This is a genomic window from Rhodococcus sp. IEGM 27, assembly GCF_033142305.1.
GTDB lineage: Bacteria > Actinomycetota > Actinomycetes > Mycobacteriales > Mycobacteriaceae > Rhodococcus_F > Rhodococcus_F oxybenzonivorans.
This window is the reverse complement of sequence record NZ_JAWLSG010000004.1, coordinates 1-12,472: the sequence shown is the minus strand read 5'-3', so window position 1 is coordinate 12,472 and position 12,472 is coordinate 1. Positions and strand designations below refer to the sequence as shown.

12 protein-coding genes are annotated in these 12,472 nt (G+C 63.3%); 5 read left to right on the top strand and 7 right to left on the bottom strand.

Features of this window, described 5'->3' with window-relative positions; all coding sequences use genetic code 11:
* Positions 1–117 precede the first annotated feature (117 nt).
* From R4P95_RS14910 to R4P95_RS14890, 5 genes are all read left to right on the top strand, one after another.
* Complete coding sequence (locus R4P95_RS14910) at positions 118–1,074, top strand: helix-turn-helix transcriptional regulator (protein ID WP_317758300.1); 957 nt, start codon at positions 118–120, stop codon at positions 1,072–1,074.
* Positions 1,075–1,097: 23 nt separating this feature from the next.
* Entirely contained in the window at positions 1,098–1,550 is a 453-nt protein-coding gene (locus R4P95_RS14905; RefSeq protein ID WP_317746089.1) for a hypothetical protein, read from the top strand.
* A 202-nt stretch (positions 1,551–1,752) separates the two neighbouring features.
* The gene (locus tag R4P95_RS14900) at positions 1,753–2,160 is read left to right on the top strand and encodes an SCP2 sterol-binding domain-containing protein (protein ID WP_213576908.1); all 408 of its coding nucleotides are present in this window, start codon (positions 1,753–1,755) and stop codon (positions 2,158–2,160) included.
* A gap of 281 nt (positions 2,161–2,441) precedes the next feature.
* Entirely contained in the window at positions 2,442–2,753 is a 312-nt protein-coding gene (locus R4P95_RS14895) for a pyrimidine/purine nucleoside phosphorylase (protein WP_213576909.1), read from the top strand.
* A 703-nt stretch (positions 2,754–3,456) separates the two neighbouring features.
* Entirely contained in the window at positions 3,457–4,677 is a 1,221-nt protein-coding gene (locus R4P95_RS14890; RefSeq protein ID WP_317746090.1) for an AraC family transcriptional regulator, read from the top strand.
* A 59-nt stretch (positions 4,678–4,736) separates the two neighbouring features.
* On the opposite strand, the gene R4P95_RS14885 is transcribed toward R4P95_RS14890, so the two are convergent.
* From R4P95_RS14885 to R4P95_RS14855, 7 genes are all read right to left on the bottom strand, one after another.
* On the bottom strand, positions 4,737–5,468 hold the full coding sequence (locus R4P95_RS14885; protein WP_213576910.1) for a TetR/AcrR family transcriptional regulator: 732 nt from the start codon (positions 5,466–5,468) through the stop codon (positions 4,737–4,739).
* A gap of 106 nt (positions 5,469–5,574) precedes the next feature.
* Positions 5,575–8,886 carry a protein kinase domain-containing protein gene (locus R4P95_RS14880; protein ID WP_317746091.1) on the bottom strand — a complete coding sequence of 1,104 codons (3,312 nt, stop codon included), beginning with the start codon at positions 8,884–8,886 and terminating at the stop codon, positions 5,575–5,577.
* A 229-nt stretch (positions 8,887–9,115) separates the two neighbouring features.
* A complete protein-coding gene (locus tag R4P95_RS14875) occupies positions 9,116–9,661 on the bottom strand; it encodes a hypothetical protein (RefSeq protein ID WP_213576912.1) in 546 nt (181 codons plus the stop codon).
* A gap of 38 nt (positions 9,662–9,699) precedes the next feature.
* Entirely contained in the window at positions 9,700–10,362 is a 663-nt protein-coding gene (locus R4P95_RS14870) for a hypothetical protein (RefSeq protein ID WP_213576913.1), read from the bottom strand.
* Entirely contained in the window at positions 10,362–10,868 is a 507-nt protein-coding gene (locus R4P95_RS14865; protein WP_213576914.1) for a hypothetical protein, read from the bottom strand. The genes R4P95_RS14870 and R4P95_RS14865 overlap by 1 nt, the downstream gene beginning before the upstream one ends.
* A gap of 209 nt (positions 10,869–11,077) precedes the next feature.
* Positions 11,078–11,611 carry a hypothetical protein gene (locus R4P95_RS14860; protein ID WP_317746092.1) on the bottom strand — a complete coding sequence of 178 codons (534 nt, stop codon included), beginning with the start codon at positions 11,609–11,611 and terminating at the stop codon, positions 11,078–11,080.
* Positions 11,612–11,618: 7 nt separating this feature from the next.
* Entirely contained in the window at positions 11,619–12,263 is a 645-nt protein-coding gene (locus R4P95_RS14855) for a hypothetical protein (protein WP_249354466.1), read from the bottom strand.
* Positions 12,264–12,472 lie beyond the last annotated feature (209 nt).

Sequence of the window (12,472 nt, the reverse complement as noted above, 5' to 3'; positions counted from 1 at the left end):
TGTTTGTTTTTTTTTTACGCCTGGAGACCCCCGGGGTGGGTGGGCCCGTGGGCGTCGGGGCGCCGGCGGGGCGCCCCCCCCCCCCCCCGAGACCGCCTGGCAGCGTGGGAGCGGACGATGGCGGGTCGGCTTGTGCCCATGGGGGTCGACCTCTCGGCCGACTCGGACGACGACCCCCATGGGATGTGCCGATCCCTCGACCTCAGCGATATCAGAGTCACCCAATGGGATTGCCCTGAGCTGAAACTCGTTCGCACGAAACGAATGGTCGAGACGACGGATATCGAGGCGCTGATTCTCCTCACCGCATCGGCGGGGAGTCAATTCTTCGAATTGGATTCAGGCACCGCATGTATGGAATCTGGGTCCGCTCTCATTTCGACGACTCGAGTCGCGTACTCCTCCACCGTGTCGAGCGGGCTTCGGAAGCGGAGCGTAGTCATCCCGTTCGCGGCCCTCGCCCCTTATGACACCGGCGGCGCGGTTCCCGACTGCCTGATGCTCGACCAATCTCGTCCGCTGACGCGCCTGCTGATCAGCTTCGTGGACAGCATGGGTACCCACATCACGTCCATGGACTCAGCCGAGGTCGACGCCGCGCGCGACGCGCTGCTCACGCTCGTGGCCGGGGTGATCCGCAGCAACACCTGCGCGGCGTACGACGGACCGGCCCTGCTTCCGGCCCTGCGGTCACAGCTCGAGGGGTGGATCAAGGAACACCTACGCGGTGGCCCGATCCGCGTGGTCGACATGGCCAAGGCATTCAATGTCTCGAGCCGTACGGTGCATCGAGCCTTCTCCCTGACAGGAGACACAGTCGGATCGGTCGTTCGTATGCAGAGACTCGCCGGTGCCCGCCGCGATGTCGTCGCCACCAGTCTCCCGATCGGGTCTATCGCCCACCGTTGGGGGTACTACGACGCCAGCCATTTCGGTCGCGAGTTCAAGACTTTTCTGTCCATGTCGCCGAGCGACTATCGGGATAGTTTCGGAGCCTTCCATGTCGGCAAGCGTTCCGATATCGAAACGCCGAACCCGCGATTTGCATCGACCATGAACGACTTGGCCAGCTAATCAACTCTGCAAAGGCTCCCCGCATGACTCAAACAACCGAAGACCTGTACAAGTGCACATTCTACGCTGATGGTGATCCCAACGGCATGGCATCGTTGACTGGACTACTTCTCCAAGAGAATTTTGACAATTTTCCGGAACGACGCAAGACAGCCGCTCGAATGACACGGCCGATTGCAGTGCGCGAAGGCGGATCCGGGACAGAATGCACAATTCTCTTCGGATCCGACAAGGCCTTGGTTCTGAACGATATAGCCGGGTTACCAAGTGTCACCGTGATCGACACGACGGGCGATCAGCTGATGGCCGTGTCACAGCTGAGGATGCGGGCGGGCGGGCTGATCCCGACAGGCTTCTTCAGCAGGCAGGGTATGGCTGTGATCCGCGCAATTCTCCGCAGGGAGCTCATCGTCAAGGGGCTGATCGCACACCCGATTACGGTTCTTCGGTTCATTGCGCTGATGTCGACCGCGTAAGCGCGTTCGAACCAACTCGCTGGAGTGGCGTGGCAATACCGCCACCGGTCGTCGTGGTCCTAGTGAGCGCCACGTTCCGCTCCTAACCTAAGTTGCGACCCAGGCCACATATCTGGTTCGTCACAGTGCCCGCTCCAATGGAGAAAGCAACTTCGTTGCCGCCCGGTCGTGTTACGGCCGTCACGAGAGGAACAACCAACAGATGTCCGCAACACCGACCGCCGAGGAACTGTACAAGTACATCGGCATGGCTTTCGAACAGGCAAAGAGCGACCCGGACCTGTTCGAAAAGCTCTCGAACACGCCGGGGGTCTTCAAGGTGCTCACCACCGAACCCGACGGCTGCATGATCATCGACATACCGAACCTGAGCGCCGTTCCCGGCGCCGCGGACGAGGAGGCAGATGCCATCCTCAGGATGACGGGCGAATATGCGAACCGCTTCTGGCAGGGCGATCTCAATCTGACCATGGCTGTGATGAAGGGCAACATCGGCATGGAAGGGAAAATGGCAATCGTCGCCAAAGCTGTGGCGGCGCAAACGAAGCTCTTCCCGGTCTACATCGAGCTGCTGAAGAAGGACGGACGGACGGACCTGCTCGTCAAGTGATGCCGTCCGAAAGATGGAACGCAACTTCGTGACAGACGACTGGTCGCGACGCTCGACCTCCGTCAGGTCGAGCGTCGCGATCGGCGAGCCGTGCAATCCGCGCGTGGTCGCCCGGACCTTCCACTTTCCACCGTCGAGGACAGGGCTCACCAGCGATTCGGGTCGCGAAGATCCGTCGTGCAGGAGTTCGAAGTTGGCGACGCTCCGCGCCCGCCGTCCGAGCGGCCGACCAGGGTCACGTACGCTGACGGCTCCACCTTCATCACCTCGGGAAAGAGATCATGGCGCGGTTCGAGAACGTCAGCGTGGCCAAGAAGGCCAATGTGTACTTCGACGGCAAATGCGTGAGCTACAACATTGAGCTCGCCGACGGCACCTCCAAGTCGGTCGGTGTTATCCAGCCCTCGATCCTGACGTTCAACACTGCCGCGCCGGAAATCATGGAACTGATCGACGGCGAATGCAAGGTCACGCTCGCCGGTCAGCCCGGAACCCTCACCTACCGCGGCGGCGATTCGTTCAACGTCCCCGGCAACAGCTCATTTGAGATCGAGGTCCTGACAACGCTGCACTACGTCTGCCACTTCGGCTGAACTGGCCGCCGTAGCGGCCAAGACTTCGGCCTATGTGGTCGCGCACCAGGCGTCAACAGTGAGTGCGTCGAGGTCGTCACCTCGAGTCCGGCCGCGGTTGACGATGCCGACGGCCTCGCCCTGTTTGGCTGCATGTCGCGCGAAACGCGGGCCGGCCTCAACATCAGCGAGGAACCCGCGATCAAGAGCGTGTCCGTGGCGTCGACCAGTTCGAACGATGCGGCGGCGCAATCTCCAGCGCGTTCTCTCCGGAGTACACGATGTCCGCCCCGAGCATGCCGCCGCAGCGTGCGCAGTCCACCTTTTGAAGATTCGCGGTACGGCGACCACCGCATCTTCGTCGGGTCCGACCTCGTCGACCAGTTCGGCCCATGGTCTTATCGACATCATCGAGCGTGAACGCCCCACATCCTTCGGCGCCGTGCTCGCGATCCACAACATGCTCGCCGCGCTTCCCCGGAAATCGTCCTCGACACGACGTCACGGCGATTGGAATTTGCGAGACCGCGACCGTCAGCGCAATCTGATTGCACGTCGAACCCGTGCCGGAAAACTCACTTAACACCCACATCAATGTGACCCTTGCCACAGGAAAGTGCACCGCGTAGCCTATCCCTAACTTCGTTACAACTTTCATTATGGACTGCGAGCAACCTCGTTGCCGTCCAGTTGCGCCACGGCCTTCAGGATTGGAATCGATCACATGTCTACTTCACGCAGCGCCGGATCTCCTCGGTCCTGTGACTACAGGCGCAATGATCGACCGAAATATGACGACCTCGCCCAGAGTCGTTCCGGCGGCCACACAGCTGTTTCCGAAGTACGTCGTGCTGCTGAAGAACGCTGGACGGACGGACATTCTCGTTCGGGGCCGCTGGAACAGAGCGTCATGAAAGACGACTCGGTCCCCCTGCTCGACCTCTGCCAGGTCGAGCAGGGGGACCGCCGGTCGGCTTGGGAGAACGTGATGGCTGAGCGGCTCGTGCCGATGGGAATCGATATCTCGGCCGACGCAGAGGGTGGAGGCCACGGATTGCTACGATCCCTCGATTTGAGCGACATCAAAGTCACTGAGTGGGATTGCCCCACACTGAAAGTGAGTCGCACGAAGCGTTTGATCGAAACGTCGAACACCGAGGTGCTGATGCTGCTCACAGCATCATCCGGCACTCAACACTTCGAACTGCAATCGGGCACCGCTCGCATAAGACCTGGAACCGGCCTCATCTCGACGGGTCGAGTGGCGTACAAATCGACCGTATCGCCCGGCCTCCGGAAACGCAGTGTGGTCATCCCCCTGTCCGCACTGGCGTCATACGACACCGGCGGTTCTATCCCTGATTGTGTGATGCTCGATCAATCCCGCCCGCTGGCGCGGGTCCTGATCAGTTTCGTAGAAAGCATGGGTTCGCACGTATCGTCCATGGACGCCGCAGACGCAGAGGCGGCGCGAGAGGCGCTGCTCACGCTGGTGGCCGGGGTGATCCGGAGCAGCACCCGTGCGGCATGTGACGGTCCTACGCTCCTGCCCGCCCTCCGATCACAGCTCGATCAGTGGATCAAGCAGCACCTTCGGAGCGGCCCGATCCGCGTCGCTGACATGGCCAGAGCGTTCAACGTCTCGAGCCGCACGGTGCATCGCGCCTTCTCCCTCACGGGCGACACCGTCGGGTCGGTTGTGCGCATGCAGAGACTCGCCAGCGCACGCCGCGACGTGGTCGCCACTGACATTCCAATCGGGTCTATCGCCCACCGTTGGGGGTTTTACGACGCAAGCCATTTCGGTCGCGAATTCCGAAAGTTCCTGTCGATGTCGCCCAGCGACTATCGGGAGTGCTTCGGCATTGCCAGTGTCGAGATGCAGGCGGAAACGGACACCCTGAACCCGCACTCTGCGTCGACAATTGATGACTTGGCCAGCTGAATCGGGCCGGAGCGGCAAGCACTGGACGCTCACGCACTTGATCACGGTACTGCGGCTGGTTACCCTCTCGCCTGTGGATCCGCGGCGCTGCGGTCCCACTCGCGCGAATGCGCGCGGAGTGCATTCACAAGCGAAGACTGTGCTGACTCCGCGGTATCGCCTAGTCCCACCAGCAAGTTCACCATTGTCGGCTGCAGGACCTGGTCGACCGGATCGGGGAACTGGGCGAAGTGACCGCCCAACTCCAGGGTGACGAATCCGTGCACGCAGCTCCAAAGCTGCGTGGCGATAACTTCCGGATTCTCGCCGCCGCGGATGCGGTCGCTTTCTACGAAACGGGCACATCGGCCGACCAGATGCGAATACGCAGTCCCAAACGCCTCGGACTGGGCAGCGGCACCTGGGCGGGCTGGTCTGAGCTGTCGGTATCCACGGCGCGTCGCGAGGCCGAACATCAGGTCATAGAGATGCGGATTGGCCTGGGCCAGTTGTCGGCAGGCCAACGCAATACCGAAGAGATCCGCGGCGGGATCGTCGCTGGCGGGTACCGACTCGAAGGCAAGGGCGAGATCTCGGAAGCCTCTGTCGACTACGGCCTGAAGCAGCTCAGGCAGGCCCCCGAGATGGTAATAGACGGACATCGTGGACACCTGCGCCGCTTCAGCGACCGACCGCGCTTTGATCTCGGATGGGCCCGCCTTCGCGAGCAGAGTCGTCGCCGCGTCGACCAGCCGCTCGATGATCTGTTCGGACGTCAACCGAACTGTGGCCTCCTTGTCGGGGCTCGGCATCCGCGTCCACCTTCCCCAGTTCGCATCGCCCCGTGTGAGGGGCCTGGGAACGAGGTTACAAGAAGGTGCACGCGGCGTGCTGACCAGAACGGCGTCGCCGTACCGGTCAGCCGCGCTTGTCCTGCGCGTGCTCCAGGACCCAACCCGCGATCTGTGTTCGTGAGGTGAACCCGAGCTTGGTCAGAATGTGTTCCACATGGCCCTGCGCGGTGCGCGGCGATATCACCAGCTTGGCGGCGATGGCCTTGTTGGTGAGGCCCTGCGCTACCAGCTCTGCGACCTCTCGCTCCCGCTTGGTCAGGCCCGTCGCACTGCTACCGGCGGGCTGTGTCGTGGCCTCGGTGCGCTCGCCGAGGGCGTAGGCCACCGCTCCCTCGAATCCCATGAGCGCACCCTCCCTTCTGGCCGCCTCGAATGCGCGCTCACCCAGTGCAGTGCGAGTGAGCCGCTCGCAGTCCTCGTGGCGTACGAGCAAGGTGGGGAACAGCACAGAGGTGCTTCCCAGGGCACGGCCCAGCGCCTCTGCGGCCCCCATCAGGATGGCGGCACGTCGTGCGCGGTCCTCGGTGCCGGCGATCCACGCCAGAGCCTCCAGGGTCATCGAGGCAGTGAATGGATCGTCCACCAACCGGCTCAGCCGCAAGCACTGTTCCAGCAGTTCCGCCGCCTGACCGCGATCGCCCTGCTGCAAGGCCGCCACTCCCAGCGCCCACAGGGAGTACGACCGGTATACCGATTCACCGTGTGCTTCCGTGATGTCCAGAACCTTCTGATGGCACTCGATCGCCCGCGGAACATCTCCCTGCAATTCGTACACCAACCCGAGCATCATCAGCGCCCACACCCGCAATGACAGGTCGCCGCGGTCGCCGAATACCTCCAGGGCTACCTCCATACGTGTGCAGGCATGAGGAAGGTCGCCGCTGACGAGGCCAAGAAGACCGTCTGCATGGGTGACCCGTGCGCGCACCAGCGGGTCGGTTATCTGCGGGATCAGAGCCTGCGCTTCGTCCACCAGAGCCCTCGAGGCCGGAAGGTCACCCTGAACGCCCGCGAAAACGCTGGCGGCGTACAGCGCCCCGACTCGTGAATCGGTCGGTTGCGCGGGGTTGTGCGCCAGGGCGCGGTCGAGCCAGTGCCGTCCCTCCCGGAACAGTCCGCGGGAGAGCCAGAACGGGAACAGGGCCGCCGCTATCCGGAGACCGGCCTCGGCGCCGGTGTCGGGTTCCTCCAACAGGCAGAACTCCATCGCCTCACGCAAATTCGACTGTTCCCTCTCGAGCCGCGCTATCCACTCCAACTGCTGCGGACTGATCCACTCGGCCTCCACCTGGAACACCAAACGCTGATACCAATCGCGGTGCCGTCGTCGCAATATCGAATGGATGCCGGTCTGCTCGGCCTTTTCCTTGCCGTAGTCGCGCAGGGTCTCGAGCATCCGGAACCGCACCGCCGAGCCGGCGTCTTCCCGGATCAAGATCGACTTGTCGACCAATGCCGTCACTGTGTCGAGCAACTCCTCCGAAGTCAGGTCCTCCCCGCAGATTGCCTCGGCAGTATCCAGTTCGAAACTTCCCGCGAACACCGACAGCTCGCCCCACAGCTGCTGTTCCCGAGACGTACAGAGCTCATAACTCCAGTCGATGGACAGTCGCAGGGTCTGCTGGCGCGTCGGTGCACCACGATTGCCGAGGGTCAGCAGCGTGTATCGGTCGGTCAGGCGCTGCAGGATCTGCTCGGGCGACATCGCCCGTAACCGTGCCGCCGCCAGCTCGATCGGCAACGGTAGGCCGTCGAGTTGGTGGCAGATTCGGACCACCGTCATCCGGTTGTCCTCGGTAAGTTCGAATCCGGGCACGGCGGCAGCGGCCCGCTGCGCGAACATCACCGCGTCGTACCCGGGCAACCCGCGCAGCGACGTCTCGCGGTCCGGGGCAGGCACCGTCAGCGGCGGTACACGCAGCACCGTCTCCCCGCCGACGCTCAGGGGTTCGCGGCTCGTGGCCAAGATCCGCAGCTGTGGACATGTGCGCAGCAGCATCTCGGCCAATGCCGCGACAGCCTCCACCACCTGCTCGCAGTTGTCCAGTACAAGCAACAGGTGCCGGGCGTCGAGGAACTCCGCCACCACGTCGTCGAGCTGTCGCGCGGGCTGATCCCGGAGCCCCAGCGCGGAGGCCACCATGTCCACCAGCAGCGACCCGTCCCGCAACTCGCCCAGTTCGACCAACCAGACTCCGTCGCCGAATCCCCGCCGGACCTCGGCGGCCAGCCGAAGCGCCAGACGCGTTTTCCCGACACCACCGATCCCGGTCAACGTCACCAGACGCGAGGACGACAGCAAGTGCTTCGCCTCGGTCAACTCACGGCGGCGCCCAACGAAGCTGGTGAGCTCGAGCGGGAGATTACTCACCGGAGTCCTCACGGCGGGTGCCATCGACGGTGAAGGTGGCGGAGCCGCCGTGGACCTCGGGCGGGCGCGCGCCGGATCCGGATCGCGCCGTGAGTCGGCCTGTTCCCCGGACAGGGCCATCTCGTCGACCGGGAAGCCGTGGCGGAGCTGGATCCGGCGCAGTTCATCGCCGAAGTCGGCGGCGGTGGCAGGACGCTGCCGCGGGTCGGTGGCCATAGCGCGGCCGACAATCTCCGATACGTCGTCGGGAACGCCGTGCTCGCGCAGGTCCGGAACCGGTTGGGTGGTGATCCGGAGAAAGTGGGCGACCACATGCTCACCGCTGTGGCGTTCGAACGCCGCGTGACCGGTGACGGCGCAGAACACCGTCGCACCGAGACCGTAGATATCCGAGGCCTCGGTCGGCGGTTCGCCGCTGAGCACCTCGGGCGCGGTGAAGGCCGGTGACCCGGTCACGGTGCCGGTAGCGGTCTCGAATCCGCTGGCGATATGGGCGATGCCGAAATCGGTCAGCGCCGGCTCCCCGTAGTCGGTGAGCAGGATATTCCCGGGTTTGAGGTCCCTGTGCAAGACCCCGAGGCCGTGTGCAGTCGCGAGCGCACCGGCCATCTTCACCCCGAGCGTGAGTGCTTCCTCCAACGACAGTGGGCCGTCGCGGCGTATCCGGACGTCGAGCGAGTCCTGCGAGTGGTAGGGCATCACGATATAGGGGCGACCGCTGTCGGTGGCTCCGACATGCAGTGCGCTCACGATGTGCGGATGCCCGGTGAGGCGACCCATCGCCCGCTGTTCCCGGAAGAACCGAACCCTGTTCTCCTCGTCGAGGTCCGCAGCAAGGACCTTCACCGCCACAGTGCGGTCCAGCGCCGATTGCACGCAGCGGTAGACGACACCGAACCCGCCACGGCCGATCTCGTGGGCGTCCTCGAACCCCTCAGCGCTCAACTCCGCCGTGACCGTGTGGGCCACGCCGCGCTGGGTCTCGAACGGATCACCTGCGGCCATCGGAGTGTCCTCACCGTCTCCCCGGAGAGCGAGAACAGGACCTGGACGATCCGATCCTCGATGAGGCAACTTGCCTCGTCTCGAAGGAGAATGTGCCTTCAGGATATCGCCGCCTGGCAGGCAAATGGGACCGCGATTCAGCATCAGGGCAACAAAGGGGGGCCCAATGGCAGGTCCTCGTCGAGGTCACCTCCGCCCACAGCATGACCCCACGGTGATCTCATTTCTGTCAGTTGCCGACTTTCGGCAGCAGCAACGCGACGCGTAGTTTCTGGTCGATCGTCTGCGACAGAGTGAGCGTCTCATCCAGCTTCTGGCCGAGCGCCTGCGCGTTGACGTTCGCATCATCCAGGGTTGCCGCTATCCCGCCGAGCGGAACAACGGCCGCACCGGCCTCTCCGCCTGCCCCCCGACCGGCAGAAATGGTGCCTGCCAAAGGGGCGTCAGCCTCGGTCAGCGTGGTACCGAGGGTGCCGAGTTGGTCACCGAGAGTGCCCAGCACCTGATTCGCTCGGGTGAGGGAATCGATGACGCCGACCACCTCCGGCAGCCCTTGCCGTGCCGCCTCGGCTGCGGGTGGCAATTGATGCGCCCCGTCGAGCGCGGCATCGGTCGTCGCGTCGAGCTCTTGCGCCTGTACGACACCGTTTTTGAACGTGTCATTCGTGATACCCAGGTCTCTCGTGAGGATCAATAGGCCGCTCAACACCGCAATGGTGAATGCCAAGGTGATCGCCCAGGACAACCGAAATCTTTTCTGCATGTGCATCTGCATGTTCACTCCGTCGAACGAAAGAAAGGCTATCCGGATGCTCAGGGAAGAGGCAGCGGCGGTAACGGTGGTGCCTCGAAACCCAAGGACGGGATACCGAGACTGTTGAACGGAGGTCCCACCACTGCGAGGAGCGGACCGAACTCCCGAACATGCGCAGCTTCTTCCTGGATCGTCGCCAGCGTCGAGGCGATCCCCGACATCTTCGGGCCGAGTGCGAGAACAGTGAGTTGCATTGTGGTCAAACCCTCGTGGATTCCCTGCAGCTCCGTCGCGACGGAACCGACCGCCGTCGACAGTCCGTCGACGGTGGCGCCGGCCTCGTCGGAACGCGCGGTAACGCTCGTCACCACGTTCGGCAATGGCGCCGAGATGTCCGCGACCTTCGATGCATTGCCCCTCAAAGTCGCTGACAACGGCGACAGTTCGACACTCCGACCGACCAACACGGCGAGGTCGTTAGACATGGGTCCGAGAACCTGGATGTCCGCCGCCAACCGCGCGTGCTTCGGTTCCAGTTCGACGGTCAGTTCGTCGAGTCGTCGGGCCGAATCGATAATCTGCACGCTCAAGGTCGACGGCCGACCGAGAGGGTCGCTGATATCACGAAACGTGGGAAAGAAGCCGTTGATTACGCACAAGCCGATGGCGGGCGCCACACCGAGTACCAGCACAACCGCGGCGAAAGTTCGACTGCCCACCATTACTTCCCTCCCGTCGGGGCGGGGATCAGATTTCCCTGCGCCGGAAGCGGCGCGAGTTTGACCGTCGTACGCTCGAGTTCGGCGTTGAGCTGATCGGCCACTTGCAGGGCAGCCAGAAGCCGATCGTTCACCTTGACCACCGCCACGTCCGCGTCGGCGGAGATGGCGTGTAGCGATCCGGCTGCGCCTTGAAGCGACGAGGAAATGCCATGGAGCTGGTGGGCGATAGAGACGTCGTTGTGACCGGCAGCCACCAACGTATGCATGTCGGGCAGCATTGCGGCCAGCAGATCAACGTCCACGGCCGTCGCCGAATTCAGTTCGGCGAGAACTGTTCTGAGGTCTGCAAGCTCGCTTCGCACACGGGCAGGCGCGGCCAGATCGGCCCGCTCGTCGAAGTACTGATTGGCCTGCCCGAAGTTGTCCACGATGGCGTGGGTGCTTTGCCGAACCGCCAGCCCCTCGGAAATTGCGTTCAGCACGAGCACGAGCAGCACGGCAGACATGACCGCCGCTAGTCGGCCCAGCCATTCGGTGGCAATCGAGTACCTGGTGACAGGGTGAGTGACCGCGAACCCCTCTGATTGCGGGCCAGCCGAGGGCAACACGGCACTTCGAGGTGCGGTCAGGTCGAAAGGACCATTCGGGCTTCGGTTCTTACGTCGCATGTCACGTCCAGTCGGTCGAGAGGCAGGGGTGGCGGGCCGGTCGGTACTCAGCCCGGCAATGGAAGCATCTGATTGATCGTCGCCGCGGATTCAACCGCACTCTGTAAGTCGACGATCAATCCCTCGATCACCGCCAACAAATCTTCGCCCTGATGACCGAACGCCTGAGCGGAGTCCACCAGGGGAAGGATGACGTTGTGGACCTCACCGAGGATGTGCGCAATTACGGCAAGTTGCTCATTGGTGATCTGGGCGCCTCGAGCGGTGCTCGACAGAGAGCCGGCAACCGGCGTGAATGCGTGATGCAGTTCCGTCAGGAGTGGCCCTAACGCCCTGATGGATTGGAGCGCCGACTCCGCAGTCCCGGTCAGCTGAGTCAGTTCTCCGAGCTCCGCGGTGAGCTGATCGTTGACATCGAGGAAGCTCTCGGAAACACCGACACTGGTCGCGTTGACTCGTTGCTGGCTGTCCAGGCTCCTGTTCAGGTTGAAGATCACGATGGAAAACAGGCCGAGTACGGCGACGGCTACCAGTGCGAGAACCGTTCTGGCCGGTCCACCAGGTCGTCCGAAAAACACCATCAGTTACTTACCTTCCGGACAGATCGGCGGCTGCGGATTCCACGGAAAGACGGGTGTCGTGCATTTGGCCGGCCGTCACACGCACGTCGTCCAGGATGGCCGACATCGTCGCGCGATTCTCCGACAAGGCCGTGGCTGCACCGTTCGCCGGTGCCTGCAATGCGCCGATGCGAGTGCTGAGGGATTCGAGTGAACCGACCAGCTCGGCGACGTCGACGCCGGTATGGTCGAGAATTTCCTGCAGATCTACCGAAATTGTTCCGACGAGGGTGCTGAGCTCAACCGACACCGCTTCGCCCATGCCGAGAACATCGGTCAGGCACTCACGCACCCTGTCCAGTGCCGCGAAGGCACTCACTGTCACGCGCTCGTGCTCGACGAGCCGAGTCAGGGACGGGTTGTAGCGGTCTGCCGCTTCGACAGACTGCTGCAGGCGCCCAGGCGTTGCGGTGAGATCGTAGATTCTCGGGCCGAGATAGAAAACGCCGAGTGGGATCAATACCGATACCACTACAGCACGACCGATCCGGGTACTGCGGGAAACTTCACATCCGGACGACACCGATCGAAGAACGGTGGTGTCCGCCCCGACTTCGGGCTCCGCGCCATGGTGCACGAGGGCGCCGAGCCTGTGCGAGATGGCCGCCATCATGACACCACCGGCACAGGCGCGGCCGGGTTGTCGCTGTCGTTGAGCGTGACGGAATGGTTGGGGGTGATGGCGGCTGACATTGGTCCTCCTGGGGCGTGTGGATCCTGAAGAAGGGCGCTCTGACCCCGGGTCGGGGTGTGGTGTTTTGTGTTATTGCGCGCCGTCGCGGGCGGCGATTGCGTTGATGGCGGAGAATTGCAGGGTCCAGA

Bases quoted from the DNA above. Each gene is read 5' to 3' on its own strand.
- R4P95_RS14855 (WP_249354466.1), bottom strand. From the start codon at position 12,263: ATGATGGCGGCCATCTCGCACAGGCTCGGCGCCCTCGTGCACCATGGC.
- R4P95_RS14875 (WP_213576912.1), bottom strand. From the start codon at position 9,661: ATGCAGATGCACATGCAGAAAAGATTTCGGTTGTCCTGGGCGATCACC.
- R4P95_RS14910 (WP_317758300.1), top strand. From the start codon at position 118: ATGGCGGGTCGGCTTGTGCCCATGGGGGTCGACCTCTCGGCCGACTCG.
- R4P95_RS14900 (WP_213576908.1), top strand. From the start codon at position 1,753: ATGTCCGCAACACCGACCGCCGAGGAACTGTACAAGTACATCGGCATG.
- R4P95_RS14880 (WP_317746091.1), bottom strand. From the start codon at position 8,886: ATGGCCGCAGGTGATCCGTTCGAGACCCAGCGCGGCGTGGCCCACACG.
- R4P95_RS14870 (WP_213576913.1), bottom strand. From the start codon at position 10,362: ATGGTGGGCAGTCGAACTTTCGCCGCGGTTGTGCTGGTACTCGGTGTG.
- R4P95_RS14885 (WP_213576910.1), bottom strand. From the start codon at position 5,468: ATGCCGAGCCCCGACAAGGAGGCCACAGTTCGGTTGACGTCCGAACAG.
- R4P95_RS14890 (WP_317746090.1), top strand. From the start codon at position 3,457: ATGTCTACTTCACGCAGCGCCGGATCTCCTCGGTCCTGTGACTACAGG.
- R4P95_RS14860 (WP_317746092.1), bottom strand. From the start codon at position 11,611: ATGGTGTTTTTCGGACGACCTGGTGGACCGGCCAGAACGGTTCTCGCA.
- R4P95_RS14905 (WP_317746089.1), top strand. From the start codon at position 1,098: ATGACTCAAACAACCGAAGACCTGTACAAGTGCACATTCTACGCTGAT.
- R4P95_RS14865 (WP_213576914.1), bottom strand. From the start codon at position 10,868: ATGTCTGCCGTGCTGCTCGTGCTCGTGCTGAACGCAATTTCCGAGGGG.
- R4P95_RS14895 (WP_213576909.1), top strand. From the start codon at position 2,442: ATGGCGCGGTTCGAGAACGTCAGCGTGGCCAAGAAGGCCAATGTGTAC.